This window comes from Pseudomonas sp. Au-Pse12, from assembly GCF_021341665.1.
Classification (GTDB): Bacteria; Pseudomonadota; Gammaproteobacteria; order Pseudomonadales; family Pseudomonadaceae; genus Aquipseudomonas.
Genome location: NZ_JAJTTH010000006.1, coordinates 114673 through 141008, shown reverse-complemented (window position 1 = coordinate 141008; position 26336 = coordinate 114673). Strand labels below are relative to the sequence as shown.

The window sequence follows — 26336 nt, the reverse complement described above, 5'->3', positions numbered from 1 at the left end:
ATCGACTGACAAGTAAGATGAAGGCTAAGTGCTATAAACCTGTATCGGCAGGCAGAAGGATTTCTGCAAAGTAACTTTTTTGCAGTGTTGGCTCGGACAATGACGGGCTATTGGCGACGTTTTTCTGGCAAAAAAAGCCCCGCCAAATTGACGGGGTTGAGGTACGAGCGTGGCGCTCGGAAAGCGTGCGCTACCGGCCCACCCATGATGGGAAGGCCGGTCCGCGAGTTACAGCAGAATGGTGCGGATGTCCGCCAGCAGGTCGCTCAGACGCTTGGTGAAGCGTGCGGCGGCCGCGCCGTTGATCACACGGTGATCGTAGGACAGGGACAGCGGCAGCATCAGTTTCGGCTGGAAGGCCTTGCCGTCCCAGACGGGCTGGATGGTGGCCTTGGACACACCGAGGATTGCCACTTCCGGCGCGTTGACGATCGGCGTGAAGCCGGTGCCGCCAATGTGCCCGAGGCTGGAGATGGTGAAGCAGGCGCCTTGCATCTCGTCCGCGGAAAGCTTCTTGGTCCGGGCTTTTTCTGCCAGGGAAGCGGCCTCGGCTGCCAGTTGCAGCAGGCTCTTCTGGTCGACGTTCTTGATCACCGGCACCAGCAGGCCATCCGGGGTGTCCACGGCGAAGCCGATGTTCACGTACTTCTTGCGGATGATCGCTTTGCCACTTGGCGCCAGGGAGCTGTTGAAATCCGGCAGTTCCTTGAGCAGGTGGGCGCAGGACTTGAGCAGCAGCGGCAGGATGGTCAGCTTGACGCCGGCCTTCTCGGCCACGGCCTTCTGGGCAACGCGGAAGGCTTCCAGTTCGGTGATGTCCGCCGAATCGAACTGCGTCACGTGTGGCACGTTCAGCCAGCTGCGGTGCAGGTTGGCGGCGCCGGCCTGCATCAGGCGGGTCATCGGCACTTCTTCGATTTCACCGAAGCGGCTGAAGTCCACGACCGGGATCGGCGGGATGCCCGCGCCACCGGTTGCGCCGGCAGCCGGTGCTTCCTTGGCCTTCTGCATCATCGCCTTGACGTAGACCTGCACGTCTTCCTTGAGGATGCGACCGTGTGGGCCGCTGGCGCTCACGGCGTTCAGCTCGACGCCAAATTCGCGGGCCAGTTGGCGTACAGCCGGGCCGGCGTGAACTTTCGCGCCTGGCTTGGCTGGCGCGGCAACTGGAGCTGCAGGCGCGGCGGCGGCAGGAGCCGCTTCAGCCTTGGCTGGAGCAGGTGCGGCGGCAGGTGCCGGAGCGGCTGCCGGGGCTGCGCCCTTGACCTTGAGCTTGAGGATCAGGTCGCCGGTACCGACTTCGTCGTCCAGCTTGATCGACACGCTTTCCACGATACCGGCGGCAGGCGATGGAATTTCCATGCTCGCCTTGTCGGACTCGAGGGTGATCAGCGACTGGTCGGCGACGACGCTGTCGCCGGCCTTGACCAGCACTTCGATGATCTTGGCCTTGCCGGCCGAGCCGATGTCCGGAACGTGGATGTCCTGGACGCTGTCGGCCACTGGCGCAGCTGGCGCAGCTGGCGCAGCTGGCGCAGCGGCTGGCGCAGGCGCAGCGGTGGCCGGAGCGGCGGTCTGGGCCGGGGCGGCAGCGGCAGGAGCCGAGGCGCCGGCCACTTTCAGGGCCAGGATCAGGTCGCCAGTGCCGACTTCATCGTTGAGCTTGACGCTGATGCTTTCGACCACGCCGGCAGCCGGCGAGGGGATTTCCATGCTGGCCTTGTCGGATTCGAGGGTGATCAGCGACTGATCAGCCTCGACGGTATCGCCGACCTTGACCTGGATCTCGATGATCTGGGCCTTGCCCGACGAGCCGATGTCCGGCACGTGCACCTGTTGCACCGAGGCGCTGGCAGGTGCGGCAGCCGGAGCGGCAGCAGCAGGTGCTGCGGCTGGTTGTGCAGGTGCTGGCGCAGCGGCGGCAGGGGCAGGGGCCGCAGCGGCGGCGCCCTCGACTTCCAGTTCCAGCAGTTCGTCGCCTTCTTTCAGGCGGTCGCCCAGCTTCACCTTCAGGCTTTTGACCACGCCGGACTTCGGTGCAGGGATTTCCATGCTGGCCTTGTCCGACTCGAGGGTCAGGATGCTCTGGTCGGCTTCGATGCGATCGCCGACCTTGACCATCAGTTCGATTACTTCACCTTCACCGCTGCCGATGTCAGGTACGCGAATGAGTTCGCTCACAGAAAGTCTCCTCAGCAGTCCAGTGGGTTGCGTTTTTCCGGGTTGATACCGAACTTGGTGATGGCTTCAGCCACGACCTTAGGTTCGATGTCACCACGGTCAGCCAAGGCTTCCAGGGCTGCCAACACCACGAAGTGACGGTCTACTTCGAAGAAGTGACGCAGTTTCTTGCGGCTGTCGCTGCGGCCGAAACCGTCGGTGCCCAGGACTTTGAATTCCTTGGATGGGACCCACTGGCGGATCTGCTCGGCGAACAGCTTCATGTAGTCGGTGGAGGCGATGACCGGACCCTTACGGCCGCTCAGGCACTCTTCGACGTAGCTCAGCTTTGGCTTCTGGCCAGGGTGCAGACGGTTGCTGCGCTCTACGGCCAGGCCGTCGCGACGCAGTTCGTTGAAGCTGGTCACGCTCCACACGTCAGCAGCGACGTTGAACTCGTCACGCAGGATCTTCGCGGCTTCGCGGACTTCACGCAGGATGGTGCCGGAGCCCATCAGCTGCACGTGGTGCGCGGCTTCGCGGGTGTCTTCTTCCAGCAGGTACATGCCCTTGATGATGCCTTCCTCGACCCCGGCCGGCATGGCTGGCTGCTGGTAGGACTCGTTCATCACGGTGATGTAGTAGAAGACGTCCTGTTGCTCTTCGGTCATCTTCTTCATGCCGTCCTGGATGATCACCGCCAGCTCGTAGCCGTAGGTTGGATCAAAGGTGCGGCAGTTCGGGATGGTCCCGGCCAGCATGTGGCTGTGGCCGTCTTCGTGCTGCAGGCCTTCACCGTTGAGAGTGGTACGGCCGGCAGTACCGCCGATCAGGAAGCCACGGGTACGGCTGTCGCCGGCAGCCCAGGCCAGGTCGCCGATACGCTGGAAGCCGAACATCGAATAGAAGATGTAGAACGGCAGCATTGGCTGGTTGTGGCTGGAGTACGAAGTACCGGCCGCGATGAAGGAGCTCATGGCGCCTGCTTCGTTGATGCCTTCTTCGAGGATCTGGCCCTTCTTGTCTTCGCGGTAGAACATCACCTGGTCTTTATCGACGGGCTCGTAGAGCTGGCCGACGGAGGAGTAGATGCCCAACTGGCGGAACATGCCTTCCATACCGAAGGTACGGGCTTCGTCCGGGATGATCGGGACGATGCGCTGGCCGATTTCCTTGTCCTTGACCAGCTGCGCGAGGATCCGCACGAAGGCCATGGTGGTGGAGATTTCGCGGTCGCCGGAACCGTCGAGGATGGCCTTGAGGGTATCCAGTGGCGGAGTCGGGATGCTGAAGCTCTTGGCGCGACGCTGAGGCACGAAACCGCCCAGTGCAGCACGACGCTCGCTCAGGTAGCGGGCTTCGGCGCTGCCTTCTTCAGGCTTGAAGAACGGCAGGTTTTCGATGTCGTCGTCTTTCACCGGAATGTCGAAGCGGTCGCGGAACAGCCGCAGGCTTTCAACGTCGACTTTCTTGGTGTTGTGCGCGGTGTTCTTCGCTTCGCCGGCGCCGGTGCCATAACCCTTGATGGTCTTGGCCAGGATGACGGTCGGCTGCTCTTTGTGGTTGACCGCTTCGTGGTAGGCCGCATAGACCTTGTACGGGTCGTGGCCGCCACGGTTGAGCTTCCAGATCTCGTCGTCGGACAGATCGGCAACCATCGCCTTGAGTTCAGGGGTGTTGAAGAAGTGCTCGCGGACGAATGCACCGTCCTTGGCCTTGTAGTTCTGGTACTCGCCGTCGATGACTTCGTCCATGCGGCGTTGCAGGATGCCGTCGACGTCCTTGGCCAGCAGTGGGTCCCAGAAACGGCCCCAGACCACCTTGTTGACGTTCCACTGGGCACCGCGGAACACGCCTTCGAGTTCCTGGATGATCTTGCCGTTGCCGCGAACCGGGCCGTCGAGGCGCTGCAGGTTGCAGTTGATGACGAAGATCAGGTTGTCCAGCTTCTCGCGGCCGGCCAGGGAGATCGCGCCCAGGGATTCCGGCTCGTCGCACTCGCCGTCGCCCATGAAGCACCAGACTTTCTGCTTGCCGGCCGGGATGAAGCCGCGTGCTTCCAGGTACTTCATGAAACGCGCCTGGTAGATCGCCTGGATCGGGCCCAGGCCCATGGAAACGGTCGGGAACTGCCAGAAGTCTGGCATCAGCCACGGGTGCGGATAGGAGGACAGACCATTGCCATCGACTTCCTGGCGGAAATTGTTCATCTGGTCTTCGGTGATGCGGCCTTCCATGAACGCACGGGCGTAGACGCCTGGCGATGCGTGACCCTGGAAGTAGATCAGGTCGCCGCCGTGTTCGTCGGTCGGGGCCTGGAAGAAGTAGTTGAAGCCGATGTCATACAAAGTGGCGCTGGAGGCGAAGCTGGAGATGTGACCGCCCAGGTCAGAATCTTTCAGGTTCGTACGCATGACCATGGCCAACGCGTTCCAACGTACCAGCGAGCGAATGCGGCGTTCCATGAACAGGTCGCCAGGCATGCGTGCTTCGTGGGTGACGGGAATCGTGTTGCGGTACGGCGTGGTGATGGCGTAAGGCAGTTGCGAGCCGCTGCGGGTCGCGAGTTCGCCCATACGGGTCATCAGATAGTGAGCACGGTCTTCGCCTTCTTTGTCGAGAACCGATTCCAGGGCGTCCAGCCATTCCTGGGTTTCGACGGGATCGAGGTCTTGCATGGCTTGCTCCAGGGCGGAAAGGCTTCCAGAATCGGTTGCCTGAGTTTGCGACTGGCCTTGTGGGCAGACGATTATAAATTCTTGGATTGCCGGAGGTTGATCCGGCGGCGTGTAGTTTTACTACAAATCGTCGGCCATTTCAGCCTTTCGAATGTATATACGAGTAGTAAAACTACAGAAGAGCGGCTTGTGGCCTCCTGCTGCGTTGTGAGAATAATCGTTACTGTTGGTCGAAGGCTAACGGGAATAGGTAATAAATTGATGCTGCCTGCTAAAAAAAACCTATTTTCAGCTATTTCTAACTTTTGTTCGACAGTTCATCAGACCGCTTGCCCTCGACATCCATCCCCGCCCGCATTTTCCACGCCGATCAAGGATAGCCCATGAGTCTGCCCGCGCTTGCCCCAGTCCCCGCGATTCTCTTGCCATTGGTCAGCCGCGCAGAGCAGTCGTTGCGCGGCGCTGTCGTGGCCCTGGAAGGCGACCCCGGGTTGGCCGATTGGAGCGCCGAGCGCTGGGCCGAATTCGCCCGGGTCAGTGCGGCCAGCGACTTTGTCATTGAACAGAGCCTGCGTGACCCTTTGATGTTGCTGGAGCTGGTGCGCAGCGGTGAGCTGGATCGCGGCTTCGCCCCTGGGGAGTTGTGCGCGCAAATCGCCGCCGCCGTGCAGGCGGCCGAAACCGATGAGCAGTTGGGGCGCGTGCTGCGACGCCAGCGCACCCGACAGCAGGTGCGGATCATCTGGCGCGATCTGACCCGCCAGGCGGATCTGGTGCAGACCTGCCGCGACCTTTCCGACCTGGCCGACGCCTGCATCGACCAGGCGTATCAATGGCTGTATCTGCGTCATACCCAGCAGTTCGGTGTGCCCACCGGCGGGCGCAGCGGCGAGCCGCAGCAGATGGTGATTCTCGGCATGGGCAAGCTGGGGGCGGTGGAGCTCAACCTGTCGTCGGACATCGACCTGATCTTCGCCTACCCCGAAGGCGGTGAAACGGTCGGGGTCAAGCGTCCCCTGGATAACCAGGAGTTCTTCATTCGCCTGGGCCAGCGCCTGATCAAGGCCCTGGACCCGATGACCGTCGACGGTTTTGTGTTCCGGGTCGACATGCGCCTGCGGCCTTACGGCTCCGCCGGGGCTCTGGTGCTGAGCTTCAATGCGCTGGAGCAGTACTACCAGGATCAGGGTCGCGACTGGGAGCGCTACGCCATGATCAAAGCCCGAGTGGTGGCTGGCGATCAGGCTGCCGGCGCGCAGTTGCTGGATATGCTGCGGCCGTTCGTCTATCGCCGTTACCTGGACTTTTCCGCCATCGAGGCGCTGCGCACCATGAAGCAGCTGATCCAGCAGGAAGTCCGGCGCAAGGGCATGGCCGACAACATCAAGCTGGGCTCGGGGGGCATCCGCGAGGTCGAGTTCATCGCCCAGGCTTTCCAGTTGATTCACGGTGGGCGCGACCTGAGTCTGCAGCAGCGTCCTCTATTAAAGGTGCTGAGTACCCTGGAAGGGCAGGGCTACTTGCCGGCCGCGGTGATCGATGAGCTGCGCGAGGGTTACGAGTTCCTGCGTTATACCGAGCACGCGATCCAGGCCATTGCCGATCGCCAGACACAGATGCTGCCGGACAATCCCCAGGACCAGGCGCGGATTGCCTTCATGCTCGGCTTTGCCGACTGGGAGGCCTTCCACCAACAGTTGATGTACTGGCGCGGACGGGTGGAGTGGCACTTCCGTCAGGTCATCGCCGACCCCGATGAGGACGAGGGGGCCGAAAGCGAGGTGGTAGTGGGCGGCGAATGGCTGCCGCTGTGGGAAGAGGCCCAGGACGAAGAGGCCGCCTGCCGCCAGTTGCAGGAAGGCGGCTTCGTCGATGCGCCCAAGGCCCTGCGCGCCCTGGCCGGTTTGCGTGGCAGCCCGCAATTGCGCGCCATGCAACGCCTGGGACGCGAGCGCCTGGATGCTTTTATTCCCCGGCTGCTGGCACAGGCGGTGGAACACGCCAATCCGGACCTGGTGCTGGAACGGGTGCTGCCGCTGGTGGAAGCCGTGGCGCGGCGCTCGGCCTACCTGGTGCTGCTCACCGAAAACCCCGGTGCCTTGCGCCGCTTGTTGACCTTGTGCGCGGCCAGCCCATGGATTGCCGAGCAGATCACCCGTTTCCCGCTGCTGCTGGATGAGCTGCTCAACGAAGGGCGCCTGTTCAAGCCGCCGTTGGCACCGGAGCTGGCGGCCGAGCTGCGCGAGCGCCTGACGCGGATTCCCGAGGACGACCTGGAACAGCAGATGGAGGCCTTGCGCCACTTCAAGCTGGCTCACCGTTTGCGGGTGGCCGCCTCGGAGATCGCCGGCAGCCTGCCTTTAATGAAGGTCAGTGATTACCTGACCTGGCTTGCCGAGGCGATTCTGGAACAGGTGCTGGCCCTGGCCTGGCGCCAGACCGTGGCCAAGTACGGTGCACCACAGCGCAGCGACGGCACCTTGTGCGATCCGGGATTCATCATCGTCGGCTACGGCAAGGTTGGCGGCATCGAGCTGGGGCACGGCTCCGACCTGGACCTGGTGTTCATCCATGATGGCGACCCTCAGGCGGAAACCGACGGTCCGAAACCTATCGACGGTGCGCAGTTCTTCACCCGGCTGGGGCAGCGCATCATCCACCTGCTGACCACCCAGACCAACTCCGGCCAGCTGTATGAAGTGGATATGCGCCTGCGGCCGTCCGGTGCTTCTGGTCTGCTGGTGAGTTCCCTGGGCGCCTTTGCCCGCTATCAGGAGAACGAGGCTTGGACCTGGGAGCATCAGGCGCTGGTGCGCGCGCGGGTGCTGGTGGGCAGCCAGGATGTCGGCCAGGCCTTTGAACAGGTCCGGGCCGTGGTACTGGGCAAGAAGCGCGACCTGCCCAAGCTGCGTCAGGAAGTCAGCGAGATGCGGGCCAAGATGCGCGACAACCTGGGCAGCCGCCTGACCGCCGCCGGAACCGCGGCCAATGCCTTCGAAGCCACGGCGCCGTTCGACCTCAAGCAGGACGCCGGAGGTATCGTCGATATCGAATTTATGGTGCAATACGCGGCCCTGGCGTGGTCCGAAGAGCACCCGTCATTGCTGCGCTACACCGATAACATCCGCATTCTGGAAGGTCTGGAGCAAGTCGGGCTGATGCCGGCGAGCGATGCCAGCCTGCTGCGCGAGGTCTACAAAGCCTACCGTTCCGCGGCTCACCGACAGGCGTTGCAGAATGAGGCTGGAATCATTACGGGTGATCAATTCGTGACCGAACGACGGGAAGTGTTGCGAATTTGGCGCGAGCTGGGGCTAAGCTAAGCGGCCTGAGAAGGCCAACCATGTATTCGGCGGGCCTTGCGGGCTCGCCCAAACTGAACCGGCGGTGAAGGCCGCGGTGCTGGATTCTCGAGGCGGGGAGGCGTATGCCTCCCCGGCTCGTTTATGGAAACCACATGAATATTCTGATCGTTGGGCCCAGTTGGGTCGGTGACATGGTGATGGCGCAGACACTCTTCGAGTGCCTGAAACAGCGTCATCCACAATGCGAGATCGACGTGCTGGCCCCCGAGTGGAGCCGGCCGATTCTCGAACGCATGCCCCAGGTGCGCCAGGCCTTGAGCTTTCCCCTGGGCCACGGCGCCCTGGAACTGGCGACCCGCCGACGTATTGGCAAGTCCCTGGCCGGCCAATACGATCAGGCGATCCTGCTGCCCAACTCGTTGAAGTCGGCGCTGGTGCCGTTCTTTGCCGGGATTCCCAAGCGTACCGGCTGGCGTGGCGAGTTCCGCTACGGCCTGCTCAACGACGTGCGCAAGCTCGACAAGGCGCGTTATCCGCTGATGATCGAGCGCTTCATGGCCCTGGCCTATGAGTCGGGCGCCGAACTGCCCCAGCCTTATCCGCGCCCGAGCCTGCAGATCGATCCGCAAAGCCGTGAGGCGGCCCTGGCCAAGTTCGGCCTGGTGCTGGATCGTCCGGTGCTGGCGCTGTGCCCAGGGGCGGAGTTCGGCGAGGCCAAGCGCTGGCCGTCCGAGCATTACGCCCAGGTGGCCGAGGCGAAGATCCGCGAGGGCTGGCAGGTCTGGCTGTTCGGTTCGAAGAACGATCATGCCGTGGGTGAAGAGATTCGCGGGCGACTGATTCCCGGGTTGCGTGAGGAATCGACCAATCTCAGCGGCGAAACCTCCCTGGCCGAGGCCATCGACCTGTTGTCCTGCGCCGACTCGGTGGTGTCCAACGACTCCGGGCTGATGCACGTGGCGGCGGCGCTGAATCGCCCGCTGGTGGCGGTGTACGGTTCCACCTCGCCGGGCTTCACCCCGCCCCTGGCGGATCAGGTTGAAGTGGTGCGCCTGGGCATCGAATGCAGCCCGTGTTTCGACCGCACTTGTCGCTTCGGCCATTACAACTGCCTGCGCCAGTTGTTGCCGCAGCCGGTGAATGAAGCCTTGCAGCGCTTGCAGGGCTCCCCGGTCGAGGTTCAATAAGTTGCGGGTACTGTTGATCAAGACCTCTTCCCTGGGGGATGTGATTCATGCGTTGCCGGCACTCACCGATGCCGCGCGCGCGATCCCCGGGATCAAGTTCGACTGGGTGGTGGAAGAAGGCTTTGCCGAGATTCCCACCTGGCATCCGGCGGTCGGCAAGGTGATTCCGGTGGCGATCCGTCGCTGGCGCAAGAATATCTGGCAGACCATCAAGAGCGGCGAGTGGCGCCGCTTCAAGCAGAGCGTGCGTTCGACCAAGTACGACCTGGTGATCGATGCCCAGGGCCTGCTGAAAAGCGCCTGGCTGACTCGCTACGTGCGCGCCCCGGTGGCGGGGCTGGACAAACACTCGGCCCGTGAGCCTCTGGCGTCGCGTTTCTACTCGCGGCGCCTGGCGGTGGCTCGTGGGCAGCATGCGGTGGAGCGGGTTCGCCAGCTGTTTGCCGTGGCCCTGGGCTACGACCTGCCACAAGGGCTGGGCGACTACGGCCTGAATGTCGAAAAGCTGGTGGAACTGCCACGCAAGAATCCTTTCGTGCTGTTCCTGCACGGCACCACCTGGGACACCAAGCACTGGCCCGAAGCCTATTGGCGCGAGCTGACCGAGCGCATGGGCATGCTCGGCGTCGAGGTCAAGCTGCCCTGGGGCAATGCCGCCGAGAAAGCCCGGGCGGAGCGTATTGCCAGTGGCCTGAAAAACGCCACGGTGCTGCCCAAGCTGAACCTGGCCGGGGTCGCCAGGGTGCTGGCCGATGCCCAGGCCTGTGTGGCCGTGGACACCGGGTTGGGCCACCTTGCCGCGGCCCTGGATGTACCGACCCTCTCGCTGTTCGGCCCGACCAATCCGGGCCTGACCGGCGCCTATGGCAAGGTGCAGATCCACCTGGGCAGCAACTTTCCCTGCGCGCCATGCCTGCAGAAGAAATGCACCTACCAACCCTCTGCTGTGGACCAGCAGCGCTATGACCTCAAGCGCGAGTGGCCACTGTGCTTCACTCGCCTGAACCCCGAGCGAGTCGCCAGCCGACTGAGCGCCTTGTTACTGGCTGAGGAGCCGCGCTGATGCAATTGGCTTTTGTCCTTTATAAGTATTTTCCCTTCGGCGGCCTGCAGCGCGACTTCATGCGCATCGCCCTGGAGTGCCAGCGGCGCGGGCATCAGATCCGCGTCTACACGCTGATCTGGGAGGGCGACGTGCCTCCCGGTTTCGAAGTGCTGGTGGCGCCGGTCAAGGCGCTGTTCAACCATCGTCGCAATGAAAAGCTCAGTGCCTGGATGGAGGCTGACCTGGCCAAGCGCCCGGTGGATCGGCTGGTGGGCTTCAACAAGATGCCGGGGCTGGACGTGTATTACGCCGCCGACGGCTGTTTCGAAGACAAGGCGCAGAACCTGCGTCACTCCCTGTACCGGCGCTGGGGCCGCTACCGGCATTTTGCCGAGTACGAGCGGGCGGTGTTCGCCAAGGACGCCAAGACCGAGATCCTGATGATTTCCGAGGTCCAGCAGCCGCTGTTCATCAAGCATTACGACACCCCGCTGGAGCGCTTTCACCTGCTGCCGCCGGGCATTGCCCAGGACCGCCGGGCACCGGCCAACGCCGCCGAGATCCGCGCCGAGTTCCGTCGCGAGTTCGCCTTGAAGGATGACGAGCTGCTGCTGGTGCAGATCGGTTCCGGGTTCAAGACCAAGGGCGTGGATCGCAGCCTGAAGGCGCTGGCGGCCCTGCCTTCGGCGCTGAAAAAACGCACCCGGCTGTTTGTAATCGGCCAGGACGACCCCAAGGTATTCCTGGTGCAGAGTGCGGCGCTGGGCTTGAGCGACCAGGTGCAGTTCATGAAGGGCCGCAGCGATATCCCGCGGTTCCTGCTGGGCGCCGACCTGCTGATTCATCCGGCCTACAACGAAAACACCGGTACCGTCCTGCTTGAGGCCCTGGTGGCCGGGCTGCCGGTGCTGGTGACTGCGGTCTGCGGCTATGCCCATTACATCGCCGAGGCCGAGAGTGGCCTGGTGCTGGCTGAGCCGTTTGAACAGGCCCAGCTCAATCAATACCTCACGACCATGTTGACCGACGACGCTGCACGCGCGGACTGGGGCCGAAATGGCCTGGCGTTCGCCGAGACGGCCGACCTTTACAGCATGCCGCAGCACGCTGCGGATGTGATTCTGGCGGAGCAACACCGATGAAGTTGATGCTTGCCGAACCCTTCAAGAGCCTCTGGGCCGGGCGCGATGCGTTCGATGCCGTGGAGGAGCTCAAGGGCCAGGTCTACCGCGAGCTGGAAGCGCGCCGTACCTTGCGTACGGAAGTCGACGGCCGCGGTTATTTCGTGAAGATCCATCGTGGTATCGGCTGGGGCGAGATCGTCAAGAACCTGATCACCGCCAAGCTGCCGGTGCTCGGCGCCGGCCAGGAGTGGCAGGCCCTTGAGCGCCTGCACCAGGTGGGCGTACCCACCATGACCGCCGTGGCTTATGGCGAGCGCGGCGCCAATCCGGCGGATCAGCATTCATTTATCGTCACCGAAGAGCTGGCGCCAACCGTCAGCCTCGAAGACTTCAGCCTCGACTGGGTCAAGCAGCCGCCGGCGCCTGCGCTCAAGCGCGCGCTGATCGCCGAAGTGGCCCGCATGACCGGCATGATGCACCGCGCCGGGGTCAACCACCGCGACTGCTACATCTGTCACTTCCTGCTGCACACCGACCGGCCGATCACGCCCGAGGGGCTGAAGCTTTCGGTGATCGACCTGCATCGGGCCCAGACCCGGCCGAAGATCACCCTGCGCTGGCGCAACAAGGACCTGGCGGCGCTGTATTTCTCGGCGTTGGACATCGGCCTGACGCGTCGCGACAAGCTGCGTTTTCTCAAGGGCTACTTCCTGCAGCCACTGCGGCAGATCCTGGCTGAAGAGGCTGCTCTGCTGTCCTGGCTCGAAGGCAAGGCGGACAAGCTCTACGCCCGCAAGCAACGGTACGGAGACGCACTCTGATGGCGAGCTGGAACCTGGACCCGGCCTATCAGGCGTTGACGCAGGATTTCGGCAGTCTGGAGGCGGTATTTGCCCTAAAGGGCGAGCACCTGACTCGCGACCCGTTGTCCGAGGTCATCCGTGTCGAGCGTGGTGGCGTCAACTATTACGTCAAGCGCTACACCGGGGCCGGCAAGAACCTGCGACGTTACCTGGGCAAGCCCCGGGTCAAGTTCGAATGGCAGAACCTCAAGCGCTTCGCCAAGTGGGGGATTCCCACCGCCGATGTGGTTGCCTGGGGCCTGGAGCGCCGTTGTCTGGCCTACTCGCGAGGCGCCATGATCACCCGCGAGCTGCCACGGACCGAGGACCTCTCGGTGCTGGCCGAACGCAGCGATCCGCGGCTCAAGGACCGCCGCTGGGTGGATGGCATCAGTCGTCAGCTGGCCGCCTACACCCGGGTCATGCATGACCACCGCTTTACCCACAACGATTTGAAGTGGCGCAACCTGCTGGTCGACGACCAGGACCGGTTGTACCTGATCGACTGTCCGAACGGCGATTTCTGGCGTGGTTTCTGGCTCAAGTACCGGATCACCAAGGACCTGGCCTGCCTGGACAAGGTGGCCAAATATCATCTGTCGGCCACTCAGCGCCTGCGTTTCTATCTGCAGTACCGCGAGCGGGACCGGCTGAGTGCTTCCGACAAGGCGCGTATTCGCCACGTGGTGAGATTTTTCGAGGGGCGTGAATGACTGATTTTCTGGCGTCCGAGGAGCGTGCGCTGCTGGAGCGCAACGGCCTTGGCACTTTCGACCAGCTGTGGGCCACACAATTGGAAGCGGTGGATGAACCCAATACGGGGCGTGGCGGCAGCAGCAGTGTGTTTCGCCTGGATGTGGAAGGGCGGGGGTTCTACCTCAAGCGCCAGACCAACTACCTGACCCGGACGCTGCACCGGCCGTTCGGCGAGCCGAGTTTCGCCCGTGAATTTCGCAATATTCGCCGTTATCAGCAGTTGGGCATTCCGGCCCTGCAAGCGGTGTTCTTCGGGATGCGCAAGGTCAATGGCGAGTCTCGGGCGATCCTGGTGACCCGCGCCCTGGATGGCTGGGATGACCTGGATGCGCTGTTGTTGCAGTGGGACCAGCTGGGTGAAGATCAGCGCCAGGCGGTGCTTGCGGCGTGCGGGCAACTGGCCCGGCAACTGCACGGCTTGCGCCAGGTGCATGGCTGCTTCTATCCCAAGCATATTTTCCTGCGGGCCGATGGTGACGGCTATCAGGCGCAATTGATCGACCTGGAGAAAACCCGGCCGCTGCTGTTTGGCCAGCGTGATCGGGTCAAGGATCTGGAGCCGTTGCTGCGCCGGGCCTCGGTGTGGAGTACCGATGACGTGCGCGGCCTGCTGGCGGCCTATGTCGATCAACCTCTGGATGGCGCGCTGGTGGATGCCTGGATGGCGCGCCTCGATGCTCGCCGTAGCCACAAGGGAGCACGCTGATGCGCTTGTCCGAGCTGAAGAACAGCGGTCGCAGCCCGACCCTGCCCCTGAGTCTGGAACTGGCGGATGCTGCCGGCCCGGCGCAGTTGCACTTGTTGAGCCTGCTGCGGGTCTTGCCAGGGCAGCGCTATGTCGGTGCCGGGGTATGGCGCGGGCGTCCGGTGCTGGCCAAGTTGTTGGTCGGCTCCAAGGCCGCGCGGCATTTTCAGCGGGAATTGCACGGTGTGCGCCTGCTGGCGGAGCAGGGGCTGACGACGCCGTTGCTGCTGGCGGATGGTTTGCAGGACGGCGAGGGCGGCTGGCTGCTGTTCGAATTCCTCGAAGGTGCGCAGAGCCTGGGCGACGCCTGGAAACGAGTGGAGGCGCTGCCGGTGCTGGCGGATGAGCAGACCGCGGTATTGGCAGAGGCCCTCGGGGCGCTCGGCCAGTTGCACGCCAAGGGGCTGTGGCAGTCTGACTTGCACCTGGACAACCTGCTGCAACATGACGGTCGGCTGTATTTGATCGATGGCGCGGGGGTCTGCGTCGAAGAGGCGGGCAAGCCTTTGTCCCGGCAGAAGGTCCTGGAGAACCTTGGGGTGTTTTTCGCTCAGTTGCCCAAGAGCCTGGAGCCCTTCACCGAAGAGTTGCTGGTGCACTACCTGTTGAGTAATGGCGAACATGCCCTGCCGCTGGAGGCCTTGCAGAAGCAGGTGGCCAAGGTCCGTGGCTGGCGCTTGCGGGACTTTCTCTGCAAGGTCGGCCGCGAATGCACGCTATTTAGCGTGCAGCGCGGCCCGTTCGCCCTGCGCGCGATCCGCCGCGAAGAGCAGGCGGCGATGCTGCCGGTGCTGGAGCAGGCCGATGCCCTGCTCGATCAGGGGCACCTGTACAAGACCGGTGGCGCGGCCAGCGTCGGCCGAGTGGAGGTGGCCGGCCGACCGCTGGTGATCAAGCGTTACAACATCAAGGGCTTTGCTCACTGGCTCAAGCGTTTCTGGCGCCCTAGCCGAGCCTGGCACTCCTGGCGCGAAGGCAATCGCCTGGCGTTCCTGGGTATCGCCACGCCCAAGCCACTGGCGCTGTTGGAGCGGCGTTTCCTCTGGCTGCGCCGGTCCGCCTATCTGGTCACCGAGTACCTGCCCGGGCCAGACATCATCGAGCGATTTGCGCCGTTCGTGGACAGTGGCGAAGCACCGGAGGCGGAACTGCTGGCGCTGGACCAGCTGTTTGCTGAATTGATCAAGGAGCGCATCAGTCATGGCGACCTCAAGGGGCACAATCTGTTCTGGCAAGAGGATCGTTGGGCCCTGATCGATCTGGATTCCCTGTGTCAGCACTCCAGTCTGAGCAGTTTTGCTCCTGCTTTTGCGCGCGATCGTGCACGTTTCATGCGCAACTGGCCTGAAAGCAGCAATTTGTATCAAGTCATTGATCAGCGGCTGCCCAAGACCGTCCAGAGCGCCGAGGCCTGACCTGCGACCTATAGCCGCTGCTGCTGGCGGCGGCTGAGGGGTGGGGCGGTCGCGGCGCCCTGGCTTGCCGCTTGCCGCTAGAGGCTTGCCCCTGCTTTTACGTTATAATCCCGCCCTTTCGTTGTTTCTCGCCCATTGCGAGCACACTTCATTTTCAAGGCGCATCGCGCCCGCATGCAGACTAAACGAGGCTAGACCCCTGTGGCATTGACGATTCTTGGCCTGTCCGGCGCCCTTAGCCATGATCCTTCAGCGGCCCTGTACATCGATGGCAAGCTGATTGCCGCCGCTGAAGAAGAGCGTTTCGTGCGCGACAAACATGCAAAGAACCGCATGCCCTACGAGTCGGCGAAATTCTGCCTGGAACAGGCCGGGATCAAGCCTTCCGACGTTGACGTAGTCGCGATTCCATTTGCCCCGATCAGCTTGTTCGGCAAGGCTCGCTGGCACTACGCCAAGCGTTACTGGTACGCACCGGACCGCGCCCTGGACGCGATCCTGATGGGCAACCGTCGCTACAAGCGCTACCGCAAGAAGATCGTCTGGTGCCTGGAGCAACTGGGCTTTGACCCGAAAAAGGTCAAGATCGAGCCGGTGGAGCACCACCTGGCCCACGCCTCCAGTGCCTATCACTGCTCGGGCTTCAAGGAGAAGACCGCGATCCTGGGGATCGACGGCAAGGGCGAGTACGCCACCACCTTTTTCGGCTACGGCGAAAACGGCAAGATCCACAAGATCAAGGAATTCTTCGATCCGGACTCCCTGGGCGGCCTCTATGGCGCGATCACCGAGTTCCTCGGCTTCGAAATGCTCGACGGCGAGTTCAAGGTCATGGGCATGGCGCCTTATGGCGATGCCAGCAAGTACGACTTCTCGCGCCTGGCCAGCTTTGAAAACGGCGAGCTGTTGATCAACACCGACTACGCCAACGTCATCGGCCTGCGCCGCTACAAAGAGAAAGGCAAGGGTTTCTACTTCTCGCCAAAACTCATCGAGTGGCTGGGTCCCAAGCGCGAAGGCGACATCGCCGACGAGCCGTACATCCACTACGCGGCGAGCATGCAGGCGCTGTTCGAGAAGCTGGCCCTGCAGATGATCGACCACTACCTGGGCGACATCCTCAAGGAAACCGGCAAGCTGGCCTTCGCTGGCGGCTGCGCGCTGAACGTCAAGCTGAACCAGAAGATCATTGCCCGTCCCGAGGTCAAGGAGCTGTTCGTGCAGCCTGCCTCCGGCGACGCCGGTACCGCCGTCGGTGCTGCGGCCTACGTTTCCCACGCCCGTGGGGTGCCGGTAGAGAAGATGGAACACGTCTACCTCGGCCCGTCCTACAGCAACGAAGACGTGATCGCCGCCTGTGCCCGCCACCCGAACAAACCGGCCTGGCGACAGATCGACAACACCCCGGAGCGTATCGCCAAGATCATGGTGGACGGCAACCCGGTGGCCTGGTTCCAGGGCCGCATGGAGTTCGGTCCACGGGCCCTGGGCGGTCGTTCGATCATCGGTTGCCCGAGCGCCGCAGGCGTGGCCGACCGTATCAACGAACAGATCAAGTTCCGCGAGCGCTGGAGGCCTTTCTGCCCGTCGATGCTCGACACCGTTGGCCCGCAGATGATCAAGGTCGACCACCCGGCGCCGTTCATGACCTTCACCTTCGAAGTGGCTGAAGAGTGGAAGACCCGCGTACCGGAAGTGGTCCACGAGGACGGTACGTCCCGGGCCCAGGTGCTCAAGCGCGAATACAACCCGCGCTACTACGACATGATGAAGGCCCTGGAAGTGCTGACCGGCAACGGTGTGTCGCTGAACACCTCGTTGAACCGCCGTGGCGAACCGATGATCTGCTCGCCTACCGACGCCCTGAATATGTTCTACGGGTCTGACCTGCAGTACCTGATCATGGAAGATATTCTGGTGGTCAAAGACGGCGTGGACCCTTATGACACTCTCGGCTGAACGCCATGTGCTGCAGTTCTGCCACGGCTATGACGGGCCGTTCCTGGACTGTGCCCGGCAATACGCCAATCTGTTCGCGGGCAGCGGCTATCGAGTGACCACGGTGTTCCTCACCGGGGCCGCCGATGCCGATGTCGCCGCGGGCTGCGCGTCCGATGAAGTGCTGTTCATGGAGTACAGCTCCAAGGCCATCCGTGGCCTGAAGCTGGGCGCCATCCGCGACTTGCGCAAGACCGCCGCGTCTCGCAATTTCAGCTTCTGCATCGCCCACCGTTTCAAGCCGATCTACATCGCCCTGTTGGCGACCGGCTTGCCGGTGATCGGTGTCCATCATGCGTTTTCCGATTACAAGCGCGGCAGCCGCAAGCTCTTTGCCCAACTGTTTCGCAAGCGCTTGAGCTTGCTCGGGGTGTCGGATGCGGTGCGTGACGATATGCGCGCCTGCCTGCCGAAATGGCCGGCGCAGCGTATTCAGACCCTGTACAACCGTATCGACCTTGAGGCGCTGCAGGCCGAGCAACTGAGCGCTGCCCAGGCGCGCAGCGAGCTGGGCCTGTCCGCCGATGCCTGGATCGTTGGCAACGTCGGGCGCCTGCATCCGGACAAGGACCAGGCTACGTTGCTGAAAGGCTTTGCCGCCGCCGTGCCGCAACTGCCGCCACACAGCCAGTTGGCGATTCTTGGCACCGGCCGCCTGGAGCAAGACCTGAAGTCCCTGGCCCGGGAGCAGGGGGTTGCTGATCGCGTGCTGTTCCTCGGGCAAGTGCCCCAGGCCCGACGTTATTTCCGTGCCTTCGACGTGTTCGCCCTGAGTTCCGATCATGAGCCCTTCGGTATGGTCCTGCTGGAAGCCATGGCGGCCGGCGTGCCCTTGCTCGCCACCGCTTGTGGTGGCGCGAAGGAAGTGGTCGAGGGCGTGGGTATTCTGTTTCCGCTGGGGGATGCCGAGCATATGGCCGAAGGGCTGCAGCATCTGGCCGCGATGGATGAGCATCAGCGCCGAGTCTGTGCCGAGCTGATGCTTGATCGCCTGCGCGAGCGCTTCTCCGATCGCGCCGTTCGCGACGTATTCTGGCATTTGCCACAAGTCACCGATCTGACCGCGAGGGGCTGATGCTCAATCGATTTCAAGGCTGGCGCGAACGCGGCTGGTCAGTCATTGACGCGTCGACCTATGCCGATGCCTGGCAGCGGTTCGGTGGCAGTGTGGCCACTCACCCTCTGGTGGTGGAGCAACTGGCGGACCTGGCACAGATTCCGGTGCGCTACCTGGCCTGGGAGCGTGACGGTCACTTGCAAGCGGCCATCGCCACCTGGGGGCGCGATCTGGCACTGTCCAAGGACGTGCTCAAGCGTGCTGGCAAGAAGGGACTGTTCGATATTGGCAATGCCGAACTGATCCTGCCTGCCGCCGCCGATGCCCAGGCCGCGCTGCGTCATCGTGGGCGTTACCTCTCCGCGTTGAACGAGGGACGCTTCACGGCCCTCAAGCCCCAGGCCGAGCAGTTGGCCATGGCCCGTACCCCCGAGGAGTTGTCGAAGAAGTTTCGCTACAACCAGCGTCGTGAACTGCGTCTGCTGGAAGAAGCGGGTGGGGTTGTACGGCCAGTCGGTGATTTCAGCAGTCCTGAGCTGGCAGCCATCTATTGCGACCTGTTCCAGCGCCGCTGGGGCTTCGCCGCGACCGGTGCCGAGCGCATGGCCGAGGTGCTGGAGCGCCTGCGCGAGCTGCTGATCGGGTCCGTGATCTTCCTCAACGATGCGCCCATTGCCGTGCAGTTGATCTACCGGGTCGAAGCGCCGGAGTGGATCAGCGTCGAGTACGTGAATGGCGGTGTCGATCCCGAGACCCGGGAGTTCAGCCCCGGCAGTGTGCTGAGTTTCCTCAATACCCAGAGCGCCTGGGAGCAGGCCCGGGCCTTGAACAAGCCGCTGCGTTTTTCCTTCGGCCGTGCCGACCGTGAATACAAGGATCGTTGGTGTAATCCTGTGCCGGTCTTCCAGGTGTGAGTCAGCTCATGAGTCGCAAGCAGCAACTGCTCAAGCGCCACCGGCGCAACAAACGAACCGCTCTGCTGGTGGGGCTGGTGTTGCTGGTGGTGCTCGGCATCCTGGTGGCCTGGTGGCTGCCGGTGTTGCTGGCGGTATGTGCCTGGCTGGCCCATGAGGCCTGGTTTGCCGATCACCTGTTCTACTCGCCCAAGGATGATTACCGCTACGACTTCGGCGGCGATGCGCAACAGGTCGCTGTACGTCTTGAGGCGGGGCGTCTGCTGCTGGAGGCGCCGCTGGAGTTGGCTGGGGATGAAACCCTGGTGCTGGGCGTACAGGTCAAGAGCTCGTGGCTGGGGCGTTTTCTCGACCCGGCGGTTGAGGTAACGGGCGGCCCGCTTGCCGATCGCCAAGCATTCGAGCGCGGCGCCAATGGCCTGCGCTATCTGAATCTCAGCGGCTTGGCCGCTCCCCTGGCCAGTGGCGAACTGCAGCTGCGCGGGCGTTTCTGCCGGATCAGCATCCAGCCGCAACTGATGCTCTGGCGCGACCCTGATTATCGGCGCCAGCGGGTGATGGTGATCGCTCCCCATGCCGACGATGCCGAATTGGCAGCCTTCGGCCTCTACAGCCAGGCTGATGAGGCCTGGATCGTGACCTTGACCGCCGGAGAGATCGAGGCTGAGCACTACCAGGCCATGGGCATGGACCCGGCAGAAGCGGCGCGGATCAAAGGGCGCCTGCGCGCCTGGGACAGTATCAGCGTTCCGCGCTGGGCCGGGGTGCCTGAGGCCCATTGCGTGCAACTGGGCTACTTCTGCCTGCAACTGCCGGCCATGCAAGCCGCTCCGGAACAGCCGTTGGCCTCTCGCGAGGCGCAACTGAGTGATATCCGCTTGTTCCGCCAGTTCAATCCATTCCCGTTGCCCGCCGACCAGGATGGTTTGCCAACCTGGAATAACCTGCTGGCCGACTTGCGTGAGCTGCTGCTCAAGGCGCGCCCCGAAGTAATAGTGCTGCCACACCCGACCCTGGACCCTCATCCCGACCACATCTGCGCTCGGGAGGCTGTCATGCAGGCTTTGGAGGGATTGGCCTGGCAACCGAGCACTGTGCTCGGCTACGCCAATCACCTGCACGACAACGACCGTTGGCCAATGGGGGATTCGGGTGCGGGCGTTGCGTTGCCGCCGGTGTTCGATTCTACAGCGCAACTAAGACCCTGGTGCCTTGCGTTGTCCCGGGTGCAGCAGTATGACAAGGCCATGGCACTGGGCATGATGCATGACTTGCAACCGAAAATGCCGTTCAAGCGGCGTCTGCGCAGGTCGATACAGTGGCTTATGGCCGGTAGAGTGCCTTCCACCCTGGGAGAGAATGAGTTCTTTCGCAAGGCAGTGCGGCGGCACGAACTGTTCTGGCTGTTACGGCAGCGATAAAACCGGCATCAACACAGGAATCTGTTGTGCCCCTAACCTGACAGCGAGTCTTTTGTGATCAATCCACGCCCGCGAATTTTGTTCGTCATTCCTTACTTCGGTCGCTGGCCGTTCTGGATGCCGTTCTTCCTCGAAAGTTGTCGGCGTAATCCGGACATCGATTGGCTGTTGTTCAGTGACTGTGGGGCTCCCGATGATCTGCCGTCCAACGTGTGCATCGAGAGCATCAGCTTCAGCGATTATTGCGCCCTGGTTTCTCGGCGTTTGGGTATCGACTTCGCGCCGAAAGCCGCCTACAAGCTCTGTGATATCAAACCCGCTCTGGGGCATATTCATATCGACCGGCTGGAGGGCTACGATTTCTGGGCTTTCGGCGATATTGACTTGGTTTACGGCGACCTGCGGGCTTACTTCACTGCGGATCGCCTGGCGGGCTATGACCTGTTTTCCACTCATGAACGTCGGGTCGCCGGGCATCTGTGCCTGATGCGCAACACCGCCCGCAAACGTGAGCTGTTCATGCAGATCAAAGATTGGCGCAAGCGCTTTGTCGACCAGGAGCATCATGCACTGGATGAGGGGGCCTTCAGCCGGATTTTCCTCTGGCGCAAGAATTTCCCGGAACCGTTATTCAAGCTGGTGGGCAAGTTCAATCCATGGCGTCGCCGCAGCGAGTTCACCGAGGCGTTCAGCACACCGGGAGGCGTTATCAAGTGGCACGACGGAAGTCACGAATTTCCGTCGCACTGGTACTGGAAGAATGGCTGCTTGACCAATGACCGCGACGGCGACCGCAGTTTCCCGTATTTCCACTTTGTTTGCTGGAAGCGCAATGAATGGTCGCGCTTGCCCGAGCCTGAAGCTCAAGTGGTCCGGGCGCTGGCCAGCGAATCGTCCTGGGTCATCGATGCCACAGGTTTTCATCGGGGAGAGTTATGAGCCAGCGCTTCAAGGTTCTACAGTTGCAACCGGACTACAACGTCAAGTCTCACGACTTCGCTGACCTGGCTGAGCAGATCGTCAAGGCTTTGCCGGCTGAGCGATACGAAGTCACCGCAGCTTTCCTGCGTGGCCGTCCAGGGCCAAACGATCCGGTAAGTCGGGCTGCGCATTCGGTGTATTTCGAATTTTCCGACAAGGCCCTCAAGGGCATGCGCCTGCGAGCGATGTGGCGGCTGTATCAGTTCTGCCGCAAGGAAAAGTTTGATGTGGTGATCTGCAACCGCTTCAAACCGGTGAATATGATGCTGACCCTCAACCGTTGGTTGAAGGTGCCACTGTGCATCGGCATCTCCCATGGTTTCGGTGAATATGACCGTCTTTATCGTCGTCGCCAGACCCAGCGTCTGATTGATCGGCATTGGCGCTTTGTCGGGGTGTCCCCGGCCGTTAAGCAGTACCTGCTGGATTGCAAATGCGGCTTCACCGACCAGAACACGTGGGCAATTACCAACGCTATCGATATCGAACAGGCCGAGGCGTTGCAGCTTTCTCGTGAGCGTTCCCGGGAGTTGCTGGGGTTAGCCCCTGATGTACGGATGATCGGTGCCCTGGGGCGCCTGGTGCCAGTCAAAGGGCACACCTATCTGTTGCAGGCCTTTGCTCAACTCAAGGACAAATACCCGCAGACCCAACTGGCGATCATTGGTGCAGGTCGTGAAGAAGCCAACCTGCGCGCCGAAATCCAGCGCCTGGGGTTGCAGGGGCGAGCTCACCTGTTGGGTTTCAAGGAAAATGCCCTGCAATACGTGCGTGCCTTCGATATCTGGACCATGCCGTCGCTGGCTGAAGGCTTGGGCCTGGCCTTGCTTGAGGGCATGAGCGGGCAGTTGCCGGTGATCGCCTCCAACGTGCCGGCCATGTTGCCTTTGATCGAGGGGGCGGGTGGTTTGGCAGTGGAGACGGCCAGCGTGCCGTCGCTGGTAGCTGCGTTGGACGCCTATCTCGGGCTTTCCGATGAGGCGTTGGCTGCCAAGGGGCAGCAAGCCTATGGCTATCTGCAGAAAGAACACGATATCGAGGTGTTCCGTGAGGAGTACCGGCAACTGATCGACTCGGGATTGAGTCAAGCGGGCAAGAGGCAGCAATGACAGACCAGCAACCGGTGGTGACGGTGATCATCGCCTCCTACAACCATGCGCCCTACATTGAGCAGAGCATTCTCAGTGTGCTCAATCAGACCTACCCGAACATCGAGTTGCTGGTGGTGGATGACGGCTCCAGCGATGACAGTGTCGAGCGGATCCGGCGCTTGCAGGAGCAGCACGGCTTTGATTTTCGGGTCCAGCAGAATCAGGGACTGACCAACACCCTCAATGGCGCCATCGCGCGCTCCAGCGGCAGCCTGATCGTGCCCTTTGGTTCCGATGACATCATGCTGCCCGAACGCATTGCGACTCAGGTGGCCTACATGGACGGTAAACCTGAGGTGGGGATCTGTGCAGGCAATATCGAGCTGATCGACAGCGATGGCAACCTGTTTCCCGAGAAGCGCCAGCGCCGTGACGTGCCGTTTCGACGTCTTGATTTCGACGATATGTTCCTCGAGCGTAAGCCTTACCCTCCGGCTCCCACCCTGATGATTCGCCGTGAGGCCCTGGAAAAGGTCGGTGGTTTCGATCCGAATATCCGTCTTGAAGACCTGCTGATCGAGTTGAAGATTACCCGGGCTGGCTACTTCATCGACGGCCTGAATGTGTTGATGGCTCGCTATCGCAAGCACGCTACCAACTCCTACAAGAACCACCGGTTCATGATCGACAACATCCTGCGTTCCTACGCGTTGTTCAGTGATCACCCGCTGTATGACGAGGTGCGCTACAAGTTCCTCAGCTCGATGTTCCTGAAGGTCTCCAATCGTGACCGGAAGCTGGCTCGTGAGTTGCTGGCGCAGATTCCGTTCAAGGCCTGGAACAAGAAAACCTGGCGTGGTTTAGCGCGCCTGTGCTTTTCTCCACTGGAAAAAGACTGAAGAGACGTCGGACCATGGGTTGGATTCAGCGCTATCTTGAAAAACGCGCCAAGCGGGCGGTTCGCAAGCTGCCGAAGATCGAGCGTGGCGTGGTGCGTTTCCAGCAGCGTTACCCAGGCTACAGCATCGGCCGCGGCAGTTATGGCTTGCCCGAGGTGCATGACTGGCAAGAAGGTTCGACCCTGAGCATTGGGGCGTATTGCTCGATTGCCGAAGGGGTGCAGATTTTCCTTGGAGGCCATCACCGCGCGGATTGGGTGACCACCTATCCGTTCCCGGCCATGTTGCCCCAGGCCGCGCACATCACAGGTTATGCCGGGACCAACGGTGATGTTCGGGTGGGGAATGATGTGTGGCTGTGTTCCAACTGCACGCTGTTGTCCGGTGTAACCGTTGGCCATGGCGCGATTGTCGCGGCGGGAGCGCTGGTCACCAAGGACGTAGAACCTTATGCGGTGGTGGGTGGCAATCCGGCGCGCTTTCTACGCTGGCGTTTTACCGAAGAGCAGCGCCAACAGCTCTTGCAGAGTGCTTGGTGGGACTGGCCGGAGGCTGAGTTGCACGGCTTGGCCGACAAGCTCTGCAGCGATGATATCGAAGGTTTCCTAACCTACGCCCGGCAACGTTCTGCTTGACCTGTTGCTGTTCCATTCCTTCTGGCCTTGCCCCATGACACGCCGTGTCCAGCTGTCATGGAGCAAGTGCGGGCGCAGGGGTCAGAGCGCTGCTTGGTGCTTGTCGTTCGCTGTCAGCGGCTTCAACAGGCTGGTGGCCTGAGGCATTGAGGTGGGCAGCGCATACCCCGCCCTTAGTGCATCCAGGTGCTCCTGAAACAGCCAGCCACAATCTTCGGCATAGCGCTGCATGTGGCGCAAATTGCGCTGGCGCAGGGACTTCCTCAGCGAGGAGGGATAGACCCGTAGATCGGCAAGATCAATCAGCCCGAACTCGCCATTCTCCAGTACCAGCACATTGGCCAGGTGCAGTGAGCGAAAGTACACACCCTGCTCATGCAACTTGGCCATGAAGGTACCAAAGCGCTTGATCAGCTTGGCGCGATCGTCGGCAGCACCTGCGAATTGCAGGCGCTGGCGCATGGTCTGGCCGGGCAGGGGCTGGTAGCGCACGGCGTTGCTGCCGTCGGCAAGGCGATACAGGCCGAGGATGTCAGGGGTGCTGATGTCCAGTGTGCGCAATTGCTCGCTATTGGCGGCAAACCGTTCGGAGTAGGGATAGAACCCGCCGGAGGTGTACCAGCGACGAGGGCGGAACAGCTTGAAAAAACTGCCGTCTTCAAGGCGCAGAACCTTGGGGCCCAAGCCGTCGGCTTCAATGACTTGAGCATTGGCCATCAGTTTTTCCGCGTCGACCGCTGCGAGTGACTTGACCGGATGGCTGGGTGAGCGTCGGGCTCGTTGGCTGATGCACAGGGCTGCGATCAAGGCCAGTGGGATCCACAGCAGGAACCAGTGCTCCTTTGGACGAGAGAGAATCCCGCCGCCTTCGGTCAGCCCAGCGCCGATGCCGAACATCAGCCAGGTCGATGCCAGGATCAGCAGCGGCTCGGCACGCAATTGCCAGCTCTTGAAGAGGGCCCAGGCCTGCATGAACAGCCATGGCAGCAGGCCGAAGATGCCGACGTAGTAGAGAACGCCAAGAGCGAAGTTATGGGGTTCCTGTAGAAGGAAACCGATGCCTGGGTCCAGTGACAGGCTGGCGTTATAGCCGTGGCCAATCCAGGGATGGTTGGCAATCTGCTCGAGGGCCAGGCGCCAGAGGTCGAAACGTGAAGAGCTGCCCCGTTCCAGAAGCATTTGCGAGAACAGTGCAATGACAGCTGTGCCGCCTGCCAGCATGCCGCCAAGCAGCATTAGTGAACGTCGGTTCCAGCTAATGAAACTCAGCCACAGTGCTGCAAGGGTCAGTGCCACCAAAGGCGTCCTGGAGCCCGTCGCAATCAACGCAGCGATCATGATGAGCAGTGCTGGAATGCTAAGCCAGAGCATCTGGTAACGACGGCAGTTCATGCACAGGCACAGCCAGTAGACACAGAAGAAGCCGAAGACATGTGAGCTTAGCAATGGGTTGTCAAAGGCTCCGGCACCCACCATGCGCAGTTCAGGGGTGTGGTAGCGAATGAAGACGTACAGGTTGAATATCGAGGCGACTAGGGCAACGATCGCGGCGCAGAAGAGCAGCGGCTTTAGCACCTCGCCGCGGTAGCGGGCCATTAGTGTGCAGCCGACAAACAACATCAGAGTGTGCAGGGGCGTTTTGATTTCACCCAGCACACTGTCGACCGGCGGGCTCCAGGCCAGGCTGACAATGGCCCAAGTGCAGAACAGCAGCATAGCGACGAAGATAGGTTCGCGTAACAGACCTTTGAGCTCGCTAGGGCGTATACACAGAGCGACCAGCGCCGGGATGCTGAACAGCCCGTAGTACAACTTGTGCAACCCGCTGCGTCCTGGCATGAAGAACAATGCACTGAGAAGCAGTAGATAGCCGATCGGCAGAATCCACAGGCAAATGAAATCGAATACTCGATTGGCCGTGTTGTGAAGAGCATTGGGTTGCATGCTTAGACGTTCATCCCAGAAGTTAAGCTGGCAATCATAACGACTAATACCTGACGGTGTCGTTGGTCAGCTGAACATTCTCGGGCCCACGGCAGTGCCAGTACCGCGAACAAGCTGTGCTAAAGTCAGCCTCCTTTTT

19 protein-coding genes are annotated in these 26336 nt (G+C 61.9%); 16 read left to right on the top strand and 3 right to left on the bottom strand.

Annotated elements, in window-relative coordinates; genetic code table 11:
* Positions 1–228: 228 nt before the first annotated feature.
* Together aceF and aceE are read right to left on the bottom strand one after the other, a co-directional pair.
* Positions 229–2181 (bottom strand): dihydrolipoyllysine-residue acetyltransferase, encoded by a 1953-nt coding sequence (gene aceF, locus LXM55_RS18260; RefSeq protein ID WP_233321643.1) that lies wholly within the window; start codon positions 2179–2181, stop codon positions 229–231.
* Between the two features lie 11 nt (positions 2182–2192).
* A complete protein-coding gene (aceE, locus tag LXM55_RS18255) occupies positions 2193–4838 on the bottom strand; it encodes a pyruvate dehydrogenase (acetyl-transferring), homodimeric type (RefSeq protein WP_233321642.1) in 2646 nt (881 codons plus the stop codon).
* A 383-nt stretch (positions 4839–5221) separates the two neighbouring features.
* Between aceE and glnE the strand changes: the two genes are divergently transcribed.
* The 16 genes from glnE to LXM55_RS18175 all read left to right on the top strand — a co-directional run bounded on the left by glnE (position 5222) and on the right by LXM55_RS18175 (position 24253).
* The gene (gene glnE, locus LXM55_RS18250; RefSeq protein ID WP_233321641.1) at positions 5222–8161 is read left to right on the top strand and encodes a bifunctional [glutamate--ammonia ligase]-adenylyl-L-tyrosine phosphorylase/[glutamate--ammonia-ligase] adenylyltransferase; all 2940 of its coding nucleotides are present in this window, start codon (positions 5222–5224) and stop codon (positions 8159–8161) included.
* Positions 8162–8295: 134 nt separating this feature from the next.
* A complete protein-coding gene (gene waaF, locus LXM55_RS18245) occupies positions 8296–9330 on the top strand; it encodes a lipopolysaccharide heptosyltransferase II (RefSeq protein WP_233321640.1) in 1035 nt (344 codons plus the stop codon).
* A 1-nt stretch (position 9331) separates the two neighbouring features.
* The gene (gene waaC, locus LXM55_RS18240; protein ID WP_233321639.1) at positions 9332–10393 is read left to right on the top strand and encodes a lipopolysaccharide heptosyltransferase I; all 1062 of its coding nucleotides are present in this window, start codon (positions 9332–9334) and stop codon (positions 10391–10393) included.
* Complete coding sequence (locus tag LXM55_RS18235) at positions 10393–11517, top strand: glycosyltransferase family 4 protein (protein WP_233321638.1); 1125 nt, start codon at positions 10393–10395, stop codon at positions 11515–11517. The genes waaC and LXM55_RS18235 overlap by 1 nt, the downstream gene beginning before the upstream one ends.
* Positions 11514–12320 (top strand): lipopolysaccharide core heptose(I) kinase RfaP, encoded by an 807-nt coding sequence (gene rfaP, locus LXM55_RS18230; RefSeq protein WP_233321637.1) that lies wholly within the window; start codon positions 11514–11516, stop codon positions 12318–12320. Before LXM55_RS18235 ends, rfaP begins: the two co-directional genes overlap by 4 nt.
* The gene (locus LXM55_RS18225; RefSeq protein ID WP_233321635.1) at positions 12320–13054 is read left to right on the top strand and encodes a lipopolysaccharide kinase InaA family protein; all 735 of its coding nucleotides are present in this window, start codon (positions 12320–12322) and stop codon (positions 13052–13054) included. The genes rfaP and LXM55_RS18225 overlap by 1 nt, the downstream gene beginning before the upstream one ends.
* A complete protein-coding gene (locus LXM55_RS18220; RefSeq protein WP_233321633.1) occupies positions 13051–13803 on the top strand; it encodes a lipopolysaccharide kinase InaA family protein in 753 nt (250 codons plus the stop codon). The genes LXM55_RS18225 and LXM55_RS18220 overlap by 4 nt, the downstream gene beginning before the upstream one ends.
* Positions 13803–15257 carry a lipopolysaccharide kinase InaA family protein gene (locus tag LXM55_RS18215; protein WP_233321632.1) on the top strand — a complete coding sequence of 485 codons (1455 nt, stop codon included), beginning with the start codon at positions 13803–13805 and terminating at the stop codon, positions 15255–15257. Before LXM55_RS18220 ends, LXM55_RS18215 begins: the two co-directional genes overlap by 1 nt.
* Before the next feature lie 201 nt (positions 15258–15458).
* Positions 15459–17216, top strand: a complete 1758-nt coding sequence (locus tag LXM55_RS18210; protein ID WP_233321631.1) for a carbamoyltransferase family protein — start codon at positions 15459–15461, stop codon at positions 17214–17216.
* Complete coding sequence (locus tag LXM55_RS18205) at positions 17200–18330, top strand: glycosyltransferase (protein WP_233321630.1); 1131 nt, start codon at positions 17200–17202, stop codon at positions 18328–18330. The genes LXM55_RS18210 and LXM55_RS18205 overlap by 17 nt, the downstream gene beginning before the upstream one ends.
* The gene (locus LXM55_RS18200) at positions 18330–19226 is read left to right on the top strand and encodes an antimicrobial resistance protein Mig-14 (protein WP_233321629.1); all 897 of its coding nucleotides are present in this window, start codon (positions 18330–18332) and stop codon (positions 19224–19226) included. Before LXM55_RS18205 ends, LXM55_RS18200 begins: the two co-directional genes overlap by 1 nt.
* 8 nt (positions 19227–19234) lie before the next feature.
* A complete protein-coding gene (locus LXM55_RS18195) occupies positions 19235–20647 on the top strand; it encodes a PIG-L deacetylase family protein (protein WP_233321627.1) in 1413 nt (470 codons plus the stop codon).
* Positions 20648–20701: 54 nt separating this feature from the next.
* Positions 20702–21586: a DUF6625 family protein gene (locus tag LXM55_RS18190; RefSeq protein WP_233321625.1), complete on the top strand. Its 885-nt coding sequence runs from the start codon at positions 20702–20704 to the stop codon at positions 21584–21586.
* Positions 21583–22737 carry a glycosyltransferase gene (locus LXM55_RS18185; protein ID WP_233321624.1) on the top strand — a complete coding sequence of 385 codons (1155 nt, stop codon included), beginning with the start codon at positions 21583–21585 and terminating at the stop codon, positions 22735–22737. Before LXM55_RS18190 ends, LXM55_RS18185 begins: the two co-directional genes overlap by 4 nt.
* Complete coding sequence (locus LXM55_RS18180) at positions 22734–23618, top strand: glycosyltransferase (protein WP_233321623.1); 885 nt, start codon at positions 22734–22736, stop codon at positions 23616–23618. The genes LXM55_RS18185 and LXM55_RS18180 overlap by 4 nt, the downstream gene beginning before the upstream one ends.
* Positions 23619–23632: 14 nt before the next feature.
* Entirely contained in the window at positions 23633–24253 is a 621-nt protein-coding gene (locus tag LXM55_RS18175) for a CatB-related O-acetyltransferase (RefSeq protein WP_233321622.1), read from the top strand.
* 81 nt (positions 24254–24334) lie between these two features.
* Here the strand turns inward: LXM55_RS18175 and LXM55_RS18170 are convergent, their stop codons facing one another.
* Positions 24335–26197, bottom strand: a complete 1863-nt coding sequence (locus LXM55_RS18170) for an O-antigen ligase family protein (protein ID WP_233321621.1) — start codon at positions 26195–26197, stop codon at positions 24335–24337.
* Positions 26198–26336: the final 139 nt, after the last annotated feature.